10 protein-coding genes are annotated in these 17,625 nt (G+C 73.2%); 8 read left to right on the top strand and 2 right to left on the bottom strand.

Annotated elements, in window-relative coordinates:
- The first annotated feature begins 263 nt into the window (after window positions 1-263).
- From ACH4OA_RS22510 to ACH4OA_RS22500, 3 genes are all read left to right on the top strand, one after another.
- A complete protein-coding gene (locus ACH4OA_RS22510) occupies window positions 264-995 on the top strand; it encodes a VIT1/CCC1 transporter family protein (protein WP_365877691.1) in 732 nt (243 codons plus the stop codon).
- A gap of 473 nt (window positions 996-1,468) precedes the next feature.
- Window positions 1,469-6,064, top strand: a complete 4,596-nt coding sequence (gene gltB, locus ACH4OA_RS22505; protein WP_397970407.1) for a glutamate synthase large subunit — start codon at window positions 1,469-1,471, stop codon at window positions 6,062-6,064.
- Entirely contained in the window at window positions 6,057-7,520 is a 1,464-nt protein-coding gene (locus tag ACH4OA_RS22500) for a glutamate synthase subunit beta (protein ID WP_365877687.1), read from the top strand. The genes gltB and ACH4OA_RS22500 overlap by 8 nt, the downstream gene beginning before the upstream one ends.
- A gap of 150 nt (window positions 7,521-7,670) precedes the next feature.
- Here ACH4OA_RS22500 and ACH4OA_RS22495 read toward each other — a convergent pair whose 3' ends face one another.
- Window positions 7,671-8,552, bottom strand: a complete 882-nt coding sequence (locus ACH4OA_RS22495; protein ID WP_397940693.1) for a hypothetical protein — start codon at window positions 8,550-8,552, stop codon at window positions 7,671-7,673.
- Between the two features lie 71 nt (window positions 8,553-8,623).
- Window positions 8,624-10,375 carry a beta-galactosidase family protein gene (locus ACH4OA_RS22490; protein WP_397970404.1) on the bottom strand — a complete coding sequence of 584 codons (1,752 nt, stop codon included), beginning with the start codon at window positions 10,373-10,375 and terminating at the stop codon, window positions 8,624-8,626.
- 100 nt (window positions 10,376-10,475) lie between these two features.
- On the opposite strand from ACH4OA_RS22490, the gene ACH4OA_RS22485 reads away from it, so the two are divergent.
- The 5 genes from ACH4OA_RS22485 to ACH4OA_RS22465 all read left to right on the top strand — a co-directional run bounded on the left by ACH4OA_RS22485 (window position 10,476) and on the right by ACH4OA_RS22465 (window position 17,560).
- Window positions 10,476-11,366: a helix-turn-helix domain-containing protein gene (locus tag ACH4OA_RS22485; protein WP_397940697.1), complete on the top strand. Its 891-nt coding sequence runs from the start codon at window positions 10,476-10,478 to the stop codon at window positions 11,364-11,366.
- 34 nt (window positions 11,367-11,400) lie between these two features.
- Window positions 11,401-11,751, top strand: a complete 351-nt coding sequence (locus ACH4OA_RS22480) for a chorismate mutase (protein WP_365883172.1) — start codon at window positions 11,401-11,403, stop codon at window positions 11,749-11,751.
- 148 nt (window positions 11,752-11,899) lie between these two features.
- Entirely contained in the window at window positions 11,900-14,392 is a 2,493-nt protein-coding gene (gene pepN / locus ACH4OA_RS22475; RefSeq protein ID WP_397940699.1) for an aminopeptidase N, read from the top strand.
- A 310-nt stretch (window positions 14,393-14,702) separates the two neighbouring features.
- Window positions 14,703-16,151 carry a pyridoxal phosphate-dependent decarboxylase family protein gene (locus tag ACH4OA_RS22470; protein ID WP_397970402.1) on the top strand — a complete coding sequence of 483 codons (1,449 nt, stop codon included), beginning with the start codon at window positions 14,703-14,705 and terminating at the stop codon, window positions 16,149-16,151.
- A complete protein-coding gene (locus ACH4OA_RS22465) occupies window positions 16,148-17,560 on the top strand; it encodes a lysine N(6)-hydroxylase/L-ornithine N(5)-oxygenase family protein (RefSeq protein WP_397970399.1) in 1,413 nt (470 codons plus the stop codon). The genes ACH4OA_RS22470 and ACH4OA_RS22465 overlap by 4 nt, the downstream gene beginning before the upstream one ends.
- Window positions 17,561-17,625: the final 65 nt, after the last annotated feature.

Raw genomic sequence — 17,625 nt, 5'->3', positions numbered from 1 at the left:
CCGGTGCGCCGTGGGCCGGGGGACGCGCCGACGCGTGCTTCGTTTCTGACCGTCATGTCCCGAATCATCCCCCTGGGCGGTCCGGGTCGCGCGGTTTCCAGGGTTCCGGCGCGTCCCACGCGACCGGTGCCGGAGGGCAAAACCGCAGGTTAGCGCAGCCTTTCCTTGCTGGCGGAGAGGGAATCACCGGCGTAGATTCTGTGTTGTCAAAAAGTAGAACGCGTCCAAAGTCAGCTTTGGCTAAGCTCACCTGGGGGGCCCGCATGGCCATCATCGAAACCGAGGCCGCGCTGCACGAAGCGCACCGCGACAACCACACGCACCGCGATGTGAACGGCGGCTGGCTGCGGCCCGCCGTCTTCGGTGCGATGGACGGCCTGGTTTCGAACCTCGCCCTGATGACGGGCGTGGCCGGCGGCTCCGTGGGCCAGCACACCATCGTCATCACCGGCCTCGCGGGCCTCGCCGCCGGCGCCTTCTCCATGGCGGCCGGCGAGTACACCTCCGTCGCCTCGCAGCGCGAACTCGTCGAGGCCGAACTCGACGTCGAACGCCGTGAGCTGCGCCGCCACCCGCAGGACGAGGAAGCGGAGCTGGCCGCGCTGTACGCGGCGCGCGGGGTGGAGCCCGAGCTGGCCCGCCAGGTGGCCCGGCAGCTGTCCCGGGACCCCGAGCAGGCCCTGGAGATCCACGCCCGCGAGGAACTGGGCATCGACCCCGGTGATCTGCCCTCGCCGCTGGTCGCCGCCGTGTCCTCGTTCGGTTCGTTCGCCCTCGGCGCCCTGTTGCCCCTCCTGCCGTACCTCCTCGGCGCGACCGTGCTGTGGCCGGCCGTGCTGCTGGCCCTCGCGGGGCTCTTCGGATGCGGTGCCGTGGTGGCCCGGGTGACCGCGCGGAGCTGGTGGTTCAGCGGTCTGCGGCAGCTCGCGCTCGGCGGCGCGGCGGCCGGTGTGACGTACGCCCTGGGCACTCTGTTCGGAACGGCCGTAGGATAGGCCGACCGGTACCTATGCGAGGGGCCGCATAAGTACCCGTTACTCACTGGTTTCAGTTCCTTGACGACCGGGCATGAGCCGTAAGCGCTGCGGGCAATGACGCCTGCCGCACCCCTCGGGGCGGGTGATGTCACCCTCCCCGGCCCCCGCGGGCCGCCGGACGCCGATCCGACCGATCGGGTCCGTGGCGGTCCCTCCGCCACGTCGGCCGTCACCGCACGGCCCCCGCCGCCACCCCACGGCACCGCCGTCCCGTACGGCACCGCGCCGCCACCGCGCGGCATCCGCCGCGTCCCCGTGGCACCTCCGCCGCGACCGCGGCGTCCGCATGATGGAACGGAGTATCCGGTTCCCGGGAACCGCTCCATCATGTAACCTGCACGAAATTTTGATCTCACCGTAGATCTCACGCAGAGGGCCAACGTCGTCCCTCGGCACCTGCCACATGCCATATGACGACGACGGGAGAGCCGATGCGTACGCCGCGCCAGCCGTCCCAGCACTCCACGAACGGCCGAAACTGGTCGTTCATGGATGCTCGCCCTGCTGCGCAGGGTATGTACGACCCCCGCAACGAACACGACGCCTGCGGCGTCGGTTTCGTCGCCACTCTGACCGGCGAGGCCTCCCACACCCTGGTCGAGCAGGCACTCACCGTGCTGCGCAACCTGGAGCACCGCGGCGCCACCGGCTCCGAGCCCGACTCCGGCGACGGCGCGGGCCTCCTCTCCCAGGTGCCGGACGCCTTCCTCCGCGAAGTGGCCGGATTCGACCTTCCCGCGGCCGGTTCCTACGCGGTAGGCATCGCCTTCCTGCCCCAGGCCGGGGCCGAGGACGCCGTCTCACAGATCGAGACGATCGCCGCCGAGGAGGACCTCACCGTCCTCGGCTGGCGCGAGGTCCCGGTCGCCCCGGAACTGCTCGGCGCCACCGCCCGCTCCACCATGCCGCTGTTCCGGCAGCTGTTCGTCGCCGACGGCGCCAGCGAGGGCATCGCCCTGGACCGCAAGGCGTTCGCGCTGCGCAAGCGCGCCGAGCGGGAGGCCGGGGTCTACTTCCCGTCCCTGTCCGCCCGGACGATCGTCTACAAGGGCATGCTGACCACCGGCCAGCTCGAGCCCTTCTTCCCGGACCTGTCCGACCGCCGCTTCGCCTCCGCGATCGCGCTCGTGCACTCCCGGTTCTCCACGAACACCTTCCCGTCGTGGCCGCTCGCACACCCGTACCGCTTCGTCGCGCACAACGGTGAGATCAACACCGTCAAGGGCAACCGCAACTGGATGCGCGCCCGCGAGTCCCAGCTGCTCTCCGGCCTGTTCGGGCCCCAGGACAAGCTGGACCGCCTCTTCCCGGTCTGTACGCCGGACGCCTCCGACTCCGCCTCCTTCGACGAGGTGCTGGAGCTGCTGCACCTCGGCGGCCGTTCGCTGCCGCACTCGGTGCTGATGATGATCCCGGAGGCGTGGGAGAACCACGTCTCCATGGACCCGGCCCGGCGCGCCTTCTACCAGTTCCACTCCACGATGATGGAGCCCTGGGACGGCCCCGCCTGCGTCACCTTCACCGACGGCACCCAGGTCGGCGCCGTCCTCGACCGCAACGGCCTGCGCCCCGGCCGCTACTGGGTCACCGACGAGGGCCTGGTGGTCCTCGGCTCCGAGGTCGGCGTCCTGGACATCGACCCCGCCAGGGTCGTCCGCAAGGGCCGTCTCCAGCCCGGCCGGATGTTCCTCGTCGACACCGCCGAGCACCGCATCATCGAGGACGACGAGCTCAAGGCGTCCCTCGCCGCCGAGAAGCCGTACGCCGAATGGCTGGAGGCCGGCGAGATCGAGCTGGTCGACCTGCCCGAGCGCGAGCACATCGTCCACACCCACGCCTCGGTCACCCGCCGCCAGCAGACCTTCGGCTACACCGAGGAAGAGCTGCGCGTCATCCTCGCGCCGATGGCCCGCGCCGGCGCCGAGCCGATCGGCTCCATGGGCACGGACTCCCCGATCGCGGCCCTCTCCGAGCGCCCCCGGCTGCTCTTCGACTACTTCACCCAGCTCTTCGCGCAGGTCACCAACCCGCCGCTGGACGCCATCCGCGAGGAACTGGTCACCTCCCTGCGCTCGTCGCTGGGCCCGGAGGGCAACCTGCTGGAGCCGACGGCCGCCTCCTGCCGCTCGGTCACCCTGCCCTTCCCGGTGATCGACAACGACGAGCTGGCCAAGCTCATCCACATCAACGCCGACGGCGACATGCCCGGCTTCAAGGCCGCGACCCTCTCCGGCCTGTACCGGGTCTCCGGCGGCGGTGACGCCCTCGCCGCGCGCATCGAGGAGATCTGCGCCGAGGCCGACGCCGCCATCGACAACGGCGCCCGGCTGATCGTCCTGTCGGACCGCCACTCGGACGCCGAGCACGCGCCGATCCCGTCGCTGCTGCTCACCTCGGCCGTCCACCACCACCTCATCCGCACCAAGCAGCGCACCCAGGTGGGCCTGCTGGTCGAGGCCGGCGACGTCCGCGAGGTCCACCACGTCGCCCTGCTCATCGGCTACGGCGCCGCCGCCGTCAACCCCTACCTGGCGATGGAGTCGGTGGAGGACCTGCTGCGCGCGGGCACCTTCCTGAACGGCCTGGAGCCCGAGCAGGCCATCAAGAACCTGATCTACGCCCTCGGCAAGGGCGTGCTGAAGGTCATGTCCAAGATGGGCATCTCCACCGTCGCCTCCTACCGCGGCGCGCAGGTCTTCGAGGCCGTCGGCCTGGACGAGGGCTTCGTGGAGACGTACTTCAACGGCACCGCCACCAAGATCGGCGGCGTCGGCATTGACGTCATCGCCGCGGAGGTCGCCGCCCGCCACGCCAAGGCCTACCCCGTCTCCGGCATCGCTCCGGCGCACCGCGCGCTGGACATCGGCGGCGAGTACCAGTGGCGCCGCGAGGGCGAGCCGCACCTGTTCGACCCGGAGACGGTCTTCCGCCTCCAGCACTCCACGCGCTCCGGCCGGTACGACATCTTCAAGAAGTACACGTCCCGGGTGAACGAGCAGTCCGAGCGCCTGATGACGCTGCGCGGCCTGTTCGGCTTCAAGTCCGGCCGCGGCCCGATCCCCGTCGAGGAGGTCGAGCCCGTCTCCGAGATCGTCAAGCGGTTCTCCACGGGCGCGATGTCGTACGGCTCCATCTCCAAGGAGGCGCACGAGACCCTCGCCATCGCCATGAACGAGCTGGGCGGCAAGTCCAACACCGGTGAGGGCGGCGAGGACGCGGACCGCCTGTACGACCCGGCGCGCCGCTCGGCGATCAAGCAGGTCGCCTCCGGCCGTTTCGGCGTGACCTCCGAGTACCTGGTCAACGCGGACGACATCCAGATCAAGATGGCGCAGGGCGCCAAGCCCGGCGAGGGCGGCCAGCTGCCCGGCCACAAGGTCTACCCGTGGGTGGCCAAGACCCGGCACAGCACCCCGGGCGTCGGCCTGATCTCCCCGCCGCCGCACCACGACATCTACTCCATCGAAGACCTGGCCCAGCTGATCCACGACCTGAAGAACGCGAACCCGCGGGCGCGGATCCACGTCAAGCTGGTCTCCGAGGTCGGCGTCGGCACGGTCGCGGCCGGTGTGTCCAAGGCGCACGCGGACGTCGTCCTGATCTCCGGCCACGACGGCGGCACGGGCGCCTCCCCGCTGACCTCGCTGAAGCACGCGGGCGGCCCCTGGGAGCTGGGCCTGGCCGAGACCCAGCAGACCCTGCTGCTCAACGGCCTGCGCGACCGGATCGTCGTGCAGACCGACGGCCAGCTGAAGACCGGCCGGGACGTGGTCATCGCCGCGCTGCTCGGCGCCGAGGAGTTCGGTTTCGCCACCGCTCCGCTGGTCGTCTCCGGCTGTGTGATGATGCGCGTCTGCCACCTGGACACCTGCCCGGTCGGCATCGCCACCCAGAACCCGGTGCTGCGCGACCGCTTCGCCGGCAAGGCCGAGTACGTGGTGAACTTCTTCCGGTTCATCGCCGAGGAGGTCCGCGAACTGCTGGCCGAACTGGGCTTCCGCTCCATCGAGGAGGCCGTCGGTCACGCCGAGGTGCTGGACGTCGAGCGCGCGGTGAACCACTGGAAGGCGCAGGGCCTGGACCTGGCCCCGCTGTTCCACGTGCCCGAGCTGGCCGACGGCGCCGTCCGCCACCAGGTCGCCGCCCAGGACCACGGCCTGGAGAAGGCCCTGGACAACGAGCTGATCAAGCTGGCCGCCGACGCGCTCGCCGCGCAGGACGCGACCGAGGCCCAGCCGGTGCGCGCCCAGGTCGCCATCCGCAACATCAACCGCACGGTCGGCACCATGCTCGGCCACGAGGTGACGAAGAAGTTCGGCGGCGCGGGTCTGCCCGACGACACCATCGACATCACCTTCACCGGCTCCGCCGGTCAGTCCTTCGGCGCGTTCCTGCCGCGCGGCGTCACGCTGCGCCTGGAGGGCGACGCCAACGACTACGTCGGCAAGGGCCTGTCCGGCGGCCGGATCGTGGTCCGCCCGGACCGGGCCGCCGACCACCTCGCCGAGTACTCCACCATCGCGGGCAACACCATCGCCTACGGCGCCACCGGCGGCGAGCTGTTCCTGCGCGGCCGTACCGGTGAGCGGTTCTGCGTCCGCAACTCCGGCGCGCTGGTGGTCTCCGAGGGCGTGGGCGACCACGGCTGCGAGTACATGACCGGCGGCCACGCGGTCGTCCTCGGCCCGACCGGCCGCAACTTCGCCGCGGGCATGTCCGGCGGTGTCGCCTACGTCATCGACCTCGACACCGCCGACGTCAACGCCGGCAACGCCGGTGCGGTCGAAACGCTGGACGACGCGGACAAGCGGTGGCTGCACGACGTGGTGCGCCGCCACGCCGAGGAGACCGGCTCGACCGTCGCCGCGAAGCTGCTGGCCGACTGGGACACGGCCGCGGCACGCTTCAGCAAGATCATCCCCAGCACGTACAAGGCAGTGCTCGCCGCCAAGGACGCCGCCGAGCGAGCCGGTCTCTCCGAGACCGAGATCACCGAGAAGATGATGGAGGCGGCGATCAATGGCTGACCCGAAGGGCTTCCTGAACCACGGCCGTGAGGTCGCCGAGACCCGCCCCGTCGCCGAGCGGGTCAGGGACTGGAACGAGGTCTACGTCCCCGGCTCCCTGCTGCCGATCATCAGCAAGCAGGCCAGCCGCTGCATGGACTGCGGCATCCCGTTCTGCCACAACGGCTGTCCGCTGGGGAACCTGATCCCCGAGTGGAACGACTACGCCTACCGCGAGGACTGGGCCGCGGCCCAGGAGCGCCTGCACGCGACCAACAACTTCCCGGAGTTCACCGGCCGCCTGTGCCCGGCCCCGTGCGAGGCGGCGTGTGTGCTGGGCATCAACCAGCCGCCGGTCACCATCAAGAACGTCGAGGTCTCCATCATCGACAAGGCGTGGGACAGCGGGGACGTCGCCCCGCAGATCCCCGAGCGCCTGTCCGGCAAGACGGTCGCGGTCATCGGCTCGGGCCCGGCGGGTCTCGCCGCCGCCCAGCAGCTGACCCGGGCCGGCCACACGGTCGCCGTCTACGAACGCGCGGACCGCGTCGGCGGCCTCCTGCGGTACGGCATCCCCGAGTTCAAGATGGAGAAGCGGCACATCAACCGCCGGATCGAGCAGATGCGCGCGGAGGGCACCCGCTTCCGCACCGGCGTCGAGATCGGCCGCGACATCAACGCCCGCGACCTGAAGAAGCGGTACGACGCGATCGTGATCGCCGCCGGCGCCACCACCGCGCGCGACCTGCCGGTGCCGGGCCGCGAACTCAAGGGCGTCCACCAGGCGATGGAGTACCTGCCGCTGGCCAACAAGGTCCAGGAGGGCGACTACGTCACCCCGCCCCTGTCGGCCGAGGGCAAGCACGTCGTCGTCATCGGCGGCGGCGACACCGGCGCGGACTGCGTGGGCACCGCCCACCGGCAGGGCGCGGCCTCCGTCACCCAGCTGGAGATCATGCCCCGCCCGAACGACGAGCGGCACCCGGTCGCCCAGCCCTGGCCGACCTTCCCGCTGCTCTACAAGGTCACCTCGGCGCACGAGGAGGGCGGCGAGCGGGTCTACTCCGTCTCCACCACCCACTTCGAGGGCGACGAGGACGGCAACGTCCAGTGGCTGCACCTCACCGAGGTCGAGTTCGTGGACGGCAGGCTGACCCCCAAGCCCGGCACCGAGCGGAAGATCCCGGCCCAGCTCGTCACCCTCGCCATGGGCTTCACCGGCACCGACCGGGAGAACGGCCTCGTCGAGCAGTTTGGGCTGGACCTGGACGAACGGGGTAACATCGCCCGCGACGCCGACTTCCAGACCAACGTGCCGGGTGTGTTCGTCGCCGGTGACGCCGGCCGCGGCCAGTCCCTCATCGTGTGGGCGATCGCGGAGGGCCGCTCGGCCGCCCGCGGAGTCGACCGCTACCTGACCGGGGCCAGCGACCTGCCGGCCCCGATCCGCCCGACGGACCGCGCCCTGGCGGTCTGACGCGCACGGACCCGGGGTCCTCGGACCCCGGCCCCCAAGGAACGTCCCGTACAACGGCGTACGGAACACAGATGGCGCCTGCCCGCCTGTCCCCGACCGGACGACTGGGCAGGCGTCGTCGCACATCCGGACCGGGACCGCGCGCCACGGCTACGTGTCGCACTCCAGCACCGTCCGGCACAGCCCGCACCGGGCCCGCACCCGCCCCCGCACCGGCACCTTGATCCGCTGATGGCAGGTCGGGCAGGGGAAGGACACCCGCAGCCGGCCGGCCGCGTCCGGGTCGAAGGCGTACGGCGCCGCCGGCGGACCCGTCCCGGCGTGCCGGCGGTCGTGGGCGTAGCGGCGGCGGCCCGCCCAGCCGGCCGCGGTCAGCGGTGGCTGCCGCCCGTCGTGCCGGGCCCGCTCCAGCCCCTTGGCGTAGGCGGTGTACGCCTGCGGACTGGTGAACCACAGCGACGGGTCCTCACCGAAGAGCAGCGCCCGCTTGGCCAGGACGTAACCGAACTCCTCCGGGGTGAGATAGCCCAGCTTCTGGGAGGAGACCGCGTCCTGCCGGTAGGCGTCCAGCAGCAGCCAGCCCGCGCCCAGGTACGCCGCCGCCGTGTCCGTCAGGATCTCGTTCTCCGCCGTGGTGGCGAAGGCCAGGTCCAGCCGGTGCAGATAGACGTGCGCCACCTCGTGGGCGAGGGCCGCGCCGATGTCCCGGCGGTGGGTGCGGAACCGGTCGTTCAGCTCGACGAAGTACTCCGGGCCCGCCGCCAGTTCGACGTTGGCCGCGTGGGTCATCTCCCGGAAGCCGACGATCAGCCGCGCGTCCGGCAGCCGGAAGTGCCGCACGATCTCCCGGGCCACCCGCTGCGCGCCCAGATGCAGGTCGTCGGTGTCGCAGAACGCCACGTCGGCGGGGGCCACGCTGGCCGAGAACGTCTCGATGGTGTCCCGGGACAGCCGCCGGTACAGCGCGGTGACGGCGGCCCGCACCGTCTCCAGATGCGGATAGCCATGCTCGACCGGCCCGCCGTTCGCCACACCGGCACCCCCTGAGGACGCGGAACCTCCCTCCACTGTAGGCGGCACGGCCCCGCCGGGAAGGGCTCCGGTCACACGGGCAGCAGACGGGGCGCCACGGTGTCCGGGTCCCCTTCGTCCAGGTCCAGCAGCCAGATCTCGTTCCCGCCCTCCCGCAGCACCGGCCCGGGCACGTACAGCGACCGCTGCGGGCCCGCCGACCAGTACCGGCCCAGTCCGAAGCCGTTGATCCAGGCGAAACCACGGGTCCGGCCCGGCAGCTCCAGCCGGGCGTCCCCGGCCCCGCCGACCGTGACCGACCCCCGGTACAGCCCCGGCGCGCCCGTCCGGGGCGGCGCTTCGAACGGCACCGCGGCCACACCGCCGTCGAACGCGTCCAGGTCCAGCCCCCGCGCGCGAACCCCGTGCAGGTACTGCCGCTCGTGCAGGATGCCGCCGGTGACGCCCTTCGGCTCGCCCAGCCGCGGCCCGTAGTTCACCCGCCCCAGCGACTCCACCCACAGCTCCAGGCGCGCGGGGCCCGCGACCGGCTCCGGCAGCCGCGGCGCGTCCTCGGTGAGCACCCCGGCCCGCCGGCCGTCGACGTACACCACGGCGAGGTCGCGCAGCCCGCGCACGGTCAGCGGGTACGGCCGGCGCGGACCGGGCACGTCGACCGCGTAGCGGACCAGGCCCCGGGTGATCCCCAGTTCCTCGAAGGCCGGCGGCACCGGGCCGGCCGTCTCCGGTCCGCCCAGCGCCTCCAGCACACCGGACAGCGGCGCCCAGCCGGTCAGCACGGCCTCGGCCGGGGCACCGAGCCGCGCGGGCGACGGCGGCAGGGCGGGCAGCGGGCCCGGCCGGTACCGGGCCAGCACCTCGCGGAACCGGTGGAACATCTCCGTGGCGCGGCCGTACTCGTCCACCGGCGCGCCGTAGTCGTACGACGTCACGTCCGGCAGCAGCCGGCCCTCGTGCAGGGCGCCGTCCCGGTTGGCGCCCGCCCAGCCCCCGAAACTCGTCCCGCCGTGCGCCAGGTACAGGTTCACCGACGCCCCGCACTCCAGGATCTCCCGCAGCACCGCCGCGGCCTCGTCCGCGTCCCCCACGGCGTGCTCGCCGGCCCAGTGGTCGAACCAGCCGCACCAGAACTCCATGCACATCAGCGGGCCGCCCGGACGGTGGCGGCGCAGCGCCGCGAACGCCTCGCCCGCCCGGGAGCCGAAGTTCACCGTGGCCGGCACCCCGGGCAGCGAACCCCCGGTCAGCATGTGGTCCTCCGGCCCGTCCGAGGTGCACAGCACCGCCGTGACGCCCTCGGCGCGCAGCAGACCGGCCAGCTCCGCCAGATAACCGGCGTCACTGCCGTAGCTGCCGTACTCGTTCTCCACCTGCACCATGATCACCGGGCCGCCGCGGCCGAGCTGGCGGGGCACGATCTCCCGCAGCAGCCGCCGGAACCAGCTCCGCACGCGGCCCAGATACCGCTCGTCCCGCGTCCGCACCCGGACGCCCCCGCCCGTCAGCCACGCCGGCAGCCCGCCGTTCTCCCACTCCGCGCAGATGTACGGCCCCGGCCGCACGATCGCCCACAGGCCCGCCGCGTGCACCGCGTCCAGGAACCGGCCGACCGCCGCCACGTCCCGATACGTCCCCGGACGCGGCTCGTGCAGGTTCCACGGGACGTACGTCTCCACGCAGTTCAGGCCCATCGCCCGCAGCATGCCCAGCCGGTGCCCCCACTGCGCCTCGTGCACCCGGAAGTAGTGCAGCGCCCCGGACAGCACCCGCACCGGCCGCCCGTCCAGCACGAATCCGGATTCCCCCACCGTGAACTCGCTCATGCGCCCCAGCCTCGCCCCCTTCCCGCGGTCCGCGCCATGGACGAGGATCGGCGCCGCTTGGACAAAAACGCGCACCGCGCGGACAGCGGGAGGAGCACCGATGTACCGGACCTGGATGCGGTTCCTCAGCCCCGGCCCCGCCCACCACCGCCTCGGCCTGGTCTGCCTGGGCGTCGGCCTCCAGCACGGCGCGCTGCCCGTGGTCGGCCCGCGCACCCTCGACCACCACGTGGCCGTGGTGATCAGCGCGGGCGGCGGCTGGTACCAGGGCGCCGACGGCCGCCGTACGACGGTCACCGCGCCCGCGCTGCTGTGGCTCACCCCCGGCGTGCCCCACCACTACGGCCCCGACCCGGACACCGGCTGGGACGAGGGCTTCGTCGACTTCGACGGCCCCGCCACCGCCGCCTACCGGGACCTCGGCTACATCGAACCCGGCCGGCCCGTGGTCCCGCTCTCCGACGCCACCGGGCCCCGCACGGTCATCGCCCGCGTCGCCCGGGCCGCCCGCCGCGGCAACCCGCTGCTGGAGGTGGAGACCGGCGCCGCCGTCCACGAACTCCTCGTCGCGCTGCGCCGCGCCCGCGCCGACCTCGCCCCCGACGGCGACCAGGTGCTGGCGGCCCTGGCCCGGGACGCCTGCACCCCCCTGACCGTCGCCGGCCACGCCGCCCGGCACGGCATGACCACCGCCGCGCTCCGCGAAGCGGTGCGCCGGGCGGCCGGATGCAGCCCCAAGGACTATCTGCTCGGCATCCGCCTCGGCCGGGCCAAGGAACTGCTCGCCGGCACCGAACTGCCCGTCGCCGCCGTCGCCCGCCGCGTCGGCTACGCCGACCCCGCCTACTTCTCCCGCCTGTTCACCCGGCGCGTCGGCCTCGCCCCCGTCCGCTTCCGCGCCCGGCAGGGCCGTACCGTGCCCGGCGGCTGGAGCGACCGCGTCCCGGACCCCGGCGACCCGCCGCTGATCCACTCCTCGGACACCCCGTAGGACCCGGCCCGTCCAGCGCATAGGGTTGACCCTCATGACCACCAGCAACACCGGCACCGGTGCCGCGGACCCCGGGGTCCGCCAGGAACTGGAGCGGCTGCGCGACAGCATCGACAACATCGACGCGGCCGTCGTCCACATGCTCGCCGAGCGTTTCAAGGCCACCCAGCAGGTCGGCCGGCTCAAGGCACTGCACCAGCTCCCGCCCGCCGACCCCGCCCGCGAGGCCCGCCAGATCGAACGGCTGCGCCGCCTCGCCGAGAACGCCAAGCTGGACCCGGCGTTCGCCGAGAAGTTCCTGAACTTCATCATCGCCGAGGTGATCCGGCACCACGAGCGGATCGCCGAGGACACCCACAACGGGCAGCGGGACCAGGACGCCTGAGCCCCGGCCCGCCCACGGCGGCCGGCGCCCGCGCCGGACCGGGGGAGGGCCGGGGAGCAGCCGGCGAGGAGCCGGGGCGCGCGGGGAAAAAAGCCGTGTACCGATCCGCCCCTGTGCGCTGTCGCCCTCATCAGGCAGCATGGCCTGCATGTCCGTACTCACGCGCGACGAAGCGCAGCTCCGAGCACAGTTCCTCGACGTCCACCGGTACACGGTCGAACTGGACCTCACCACCGGTGACGAGACCTTCGACTCCCGTACCGAGATCCGGTTCACCGCCCGGTCCGACGGGGACACGTTCGTCGAACTGAAGCCCGCCGAGCTGCGCAGCGTCACGCTCGACGGACAGCCGCTCGACCCCGCGGCCCTCACCGGGCACCGGCTGCCGCTGAAGGACCTCACGGCCGGCGAGCACCTGCTGCGCGTCGACGCGGTCATGCGCTACTCCCGCACCGGCGAGGGCATGCACCGCTTCACCGACCCCAGCGACGGCGAGACGTACGTCTACACCCAGATGTTCATGGACGACGTCCAGCGCGTCTTCGCCGCCTTCGACCAGCCCGACCTCAAGGCCGTCTTCGAGGTCTCGGTCACCGCCCCCGAGGGCTGGACCGTCCTCGCCAACGGCGTCACCGCCCGCCGCGCCGACGGCGTCTGGCAGGCCGCGCCCACCCCGCCGGTCTCCACCTACCTGGTCGCCGTCGCCGCCGGCCCCTGGCACTCGGTGCGCACCGAACACCGCGGACTGCCCTTCGGCCTCCACTGCCGCCGCTCCCTCGCCCCCCACCTCGACACCGACGCCGACGAGATCCTCGACATCACCCGCGCCTGCTTCGACCGCTACCACGAGAAGTTCGAGGAGCCCTACCCCTTCGACTCCTACGACCAGGCATTCGTCCCCGAGTTCAACGCCGGCGCCATGGAGAACCCGGGCCTGGTCACCTTCCGCGACGAGTTCGTCTACCGCTCCGCCGTCACCGACACCGAGCGCCAGACCCGCGCCATGGTCATCGCACACGAGATGGCCCACATGTGGTTCGGCGACCTCGTCACCCTCAAGTGGTGGGACGACATCTGGCTGAACGAGTCCTTCGCCGAGTACATGGGCTACCAGACCACCGCCGAGGCCACCCGGTTCACCGACCCCTGGACCGAGTTCGGCGTCACCCGCAAAGCCTGGGGCTACGACGCCGACCAGCGGCCCACCACCCACCCGGTCGCCCCCGAGAACGTCGACGACACGGCCTCCGCCCTGCTCAACTTCGACGGCATCTCCTACGCCAAGGGCGCCTCCGCGCTGCGCCAGCTCGCCCACTGGCTCGGCGAGAAGGACTTCCTCGCCGGCATCAACACCCACTTCGCCCGGCACAAGTTCGCCAACGCCACCCTCGCCGACTTCCTCGACTCCCTCGCCTCGGCCACCGACCGCTCCGTGCCCGCCTGGGCCGACAGCTGGCTGCGCACCACCGGCGTCGACACCCTCGCCCCGGTGATCACCTCCGCCGGCGGCACCTGCGCGCTCGCCGTCGACCGCGCCGGCAGCCGCCCGCACCGCCTCAGCGCCGGCCTGTACGACCACGACATCACCGACCGGGACCGGCTGGTGCTGCGCGAACGCGTCGACCTCGACCTGCCGCAGACCGCCCCGCAGCCCATCGGCAAGCGCCCCGCGCTGGTCCTCCTCAACGACGGCGACCTCACCTACGCCAAGATCCGCTTCGACACCGCCTCCTTCGACACCGTCCGCACCAGCCTGTCCGGACTGCCCGACCCGCTCACCCGCGCCCTCGTATGGAACGCCCTCCGCGACGCCGTGCGGGACGGCGAACTCCCGCCCGCCGCCTACCTGGAGACGGCCCGCGCACACCTGCCCCGCGAGACCGACCTCGCCGTCGCCCAAGGCGTCCTCGCCTTCGCCGCCGGCCAGCTCACCGAGCAGTACCTGGCACCCGCCGACCGGCCGGCCGCCCTGGCCGCCCTCACCTCCCTCTGCCGCGACCTGCTGCGCCGCACCGAGGACGGCGACCACCCCGGCCTGCGGCTGATCGCCGTACGGCACCTGATCTCCGTGGCCGCCCAGCCCGAACCCCTCGCCTCCTGGTTCGCCGACGGCACGGTCCCCGGCGGACCGGAACTCGACCCCGAGCTGCGCTGGCGCGTCCTCGCCCGGCTCGCCGTCCTCGGCGCCACCGACGAGGACACCATCGCCGCCGAACTGGCCCGCGACCCCAGCGCCACCGGCCAGGAGGGCGCCGCCCGCTGCCGCGCCGCACTGCCCGACCCGGAGGCCAAGCGCGCCGCCTGGGAGGCGATGTTCACCGGCGACGACCTGTCCAACTACCTCTTCACGGCCACCGCACAGGGCTTCTGGCAGCCCGAACAGGCCGAACTGGTCCGCGCGTACGTGCCGCGCTTCTACCCGGACGCCGTCGCCCTCGCCGCCCGCCGCGGCCCCGCCATCGCCGTCGCCGCAGGCCGCTGGTGCTTCCCGGCCCACGCCGTCGACACCGAGAACCTCCGGCTCGGCGAGGCCTGCCTGCGCGACGCCGACCTCACCCCGGCGCTGCGCCGCACCCTCGCCGACCGCCTGGACGACCTCTCCCGCGCCCTGCGGGTACGCGGCGAGCGGCCCGGGGAGTAGGCGCGGGACGCGGGCAGGCCGTCGGCCCCGGGGCCGACGGCCCGCGCACGGCCGGGCCCGCGGAAGGCGGCACCGTGATGGCGGTGACCGGCGCGACCGGCACCGCCGGCCGCGCCGGTCACCGCCACCGGCCTCCCGGCGCGGCCCCAACCCGTCGCCGGCAGAGGGCAGTACACACTTTCGGGTCGTGTTCCCCTGGCTTTCGGGACACAGGGCTCTCTTCCGGTACAAGCTGGAACTCCACCCACACGCCGGAAACCCCGGGCCGACGCGAGCCCGCCGGACGTTCCCGCGCCCCGGAGGAGAGCCCATGAGCGGAGGAGAGACCCCGCACCCGCCTCCATTCGCCCCGGTCGCCCCGGCCCCTCCACTCGCCCCGGCCCCGCCGCTCGCCTCGGGCCCCGGCGGTCCCGAGGCCCTGCGCCCCCTCCTCGCCACCGTCCTCGACGCGCTCGCCGCCGGCCGGACCGCACGCGGCGGCCCCCTGCCCGCCGGCGGCCCCGACACCGTCACCGCCCGCGTCACCACCGCCCTCGGCGACGCCCTGCCCGACACCGGCGACCCCGACGCCCTGCGCACCCTCGTACACACCCTCGCCGCGGGCGCCGCCGACCCCGCCGACCCGCTCTGCGCGGCCCACCTGCACTGCCCGCCGCTCGCCGTGGCCGTCGCCGCCGACCTCGCCGCGAGCGCCCTCAACCCCTCCCTGGACTCCTGGGACCAGGCCCCGGCCGCCTCCGCCCTCGAAGCCGCCGTCGCCCGCGCCCTCGCCCGCACGGCCGGCCTCGCCGACGCCCTCGTCACCACCGGCGGCACCGAGTCCAACCAACTCGCCCTGCTGCTCGCCCGCGAAGCCCACGGCGCCGGCCTGCGCCTCGTCCACGGCGCGAACGCCCACCACTCCCTGCCCCGCGCCGCCTGGCTGCTCGGCCTGCCCGAGCCCGCCGTCGTCCCGGCACCCGGCGGCACCCTGGACCCGGCCGCCCTCGACCACACCCTGCGCACCCTCCCCGGCCCGCTGCTCGTCGCCGCCACCGCCGGCACCACCGACGCCGGACTCATCGACCCGCTGCCCGAGATCGCCGCCCGGTGCGCCGCCCACGGCGCCCGGCTGCACATCGACGCGGCCTACGGCGGCGGCCTGCTCTTCAGCGACCGCCACCGCCACCGGCTCACCGGCCTCGAAGCCGCCCACACCGTCACCCTCGACCTGCACAAACTGGGCTGGCAGCCGGCCGCCGCCGGCCTGCTCGCCGTGGCCCGCCCCGGCGAACTCCGCACCCTCCACCAGCGTGCCGACTACCTCAACGCCGCCGACGACACCGAAGCCGGCCTCCCCGACCTCCTCGACCGCTCCCCGCGCACCACCCGCCGCCCCGACATCCTGAAGATCGCCGTCACCCTGCGCACCCTCGGCCGCACCGGACTCGGCGCCCTGGTCGACCAGGTCTGCGCCCGCGCCCGCGAACTCGCCGCCCGAACCGCCGAAGACCCCCGCTTCGAGCTCTACGGCCGGCCCGTCATCAGCACCGTCCTGTTCCGCCCGGCCGGCGCCACCGACGACGCCGTGGCCGCCGTCCGCCGCGCACTGCTGCACCAGGGCCGGGCCGTGCTCGGCCGCGCCCGGCTCGACGGCCGGCTCTGGCTCAAGGCCACCGTCCTCAACCCCCACACCCGGCCGGACGACCTGGCCCACCTGCTCGACCTCGTCGCACGCGCCGCCCCCGTCGAACTCGCCGAAAGAAGCACCCCCGGATGACCCACCCCCCACGCCACGAACCCGCCACCCCCCGCGACCTCGTCGGCATCGGCATCGGCCCCTGCAACCTCTCCCTCGCCGCCCTCGCCCACCCGCTCGCCGAACTCGACGCCGTCTTCTACGAACAGCGGCCCGGCTTCGACTGGCACCCCGGACTGCTCATCGAGGGCGCCACCATCCAAGTGCCCTTCCTCGCCGACCTCGTCACCCTCGCCGACCCCACCAGCCCCTGGAGCTTCCTCAGCTACCTCAGAAACCGCGAACGGCTCTTCCCCTTCTACTTCGCCGAGCGCTTCCACATCCAGCGCGCCGAGTACGACGCCTACTGCCGCTGGGTCGCCGAAGCACTCCCCGGGCTGCGCTTTTGCCACCAGGTCGACTCCGTCCGCTGGAACCCCGAACGAGACGTGTTCGAAGTCGACTACGCCCAGCTCGACACCGACGGCGAGACCGAGACCCTGGGCCGCACCTACACCCGCAACATCGTCCTCGGCATCGGCACCGCCCCCTACGTCCCCGAACCCCTCCAGCCCCTCGTCGACGCCCCCGGCGTACCCGTCCTGCACGCCGCCGACTACCTCGGCCACCGCGACGCCGTCCTCGCCGCCGGACACGTCACCGTCGTCGGCTCCGGACAGTCGGGCGCCGAGATCTTCCTCGACCTGATGCGGCACCGCCCACCCGGCCAGGAACAACTGCACTGGATCGGCCGCACCGAGGCGTTCGCCCCGATGGAGTACTCCAAGCTGGGCCTGGAACACTTCACCCCCGACTACACCCGCTACTTCCACGCCCTCGACGAACTTGTCCGCGACCGGCTCGTCTCCGCCCAGTGGCAACTGCACAAAGGCATCGACGCCGGCACCCTCGCCGCCATCCACGACGAGCTGTACCGGCGCACCCTGCACACCGGCTGGCCCGACGCCGTCCTCACCCCCGGCGTCCGCGTCCGCACCGCCGGCCGCATCGCCACCAGCCGGATCGAACTGCACCTGGAACACCTCCAGCAGGGCAGCCGCACCCGGCACACCACCGACGCCGTCATCCTCGCCACCGGCTACCGCGAACGCCCCCTCGGCCGCATCCTCGCCGGCCTCGACCCCTACGTCCGCCGCGACAGCAGTGAACGCCCGCTCATCGACGGGGAGTTCCGCCTCGTCCTCGACCCTGCCGTCAGCGGCTCGGTCTACGTCCAGAACGCCGAACTGCACACCCACGGCGTCGGCGCCCCCGACCTCGGCCTCGCCGCCTGGCGCAGCGCCACCATCCTCAACTCCCTGACCGGCAAGGAGACCTACCCGCTGCCCACCCGGACCGCCTTCACCACCTTCGGACTCGACGACCCGGCGGAACGGGTGCCGCAGGCCCGGCAGCCCAAGCGGCTCATCCCGCTCGTCGACGGCCCCTGACCGCCCGCACGACCGGCCGAGCCCACCGGCGGCGGCACCGCCCGCCAGGACCGCCGCCCCGCACC

It is taken from the genome of Streptomyces sp. NPDC017095 (assembly GCF_044332325.1).
Classification (GTDB): domain Bacteria; phylum Actinomycetota; class Actinomycetes; order Streptomycetales; family Streptomycetaceae; genus Streptomyces.
The sequence above is the reverse complement of the archived record's forward strand: the minus strand, read 5'-3'. Positions and strand labels throughout refer to the sequence as shown.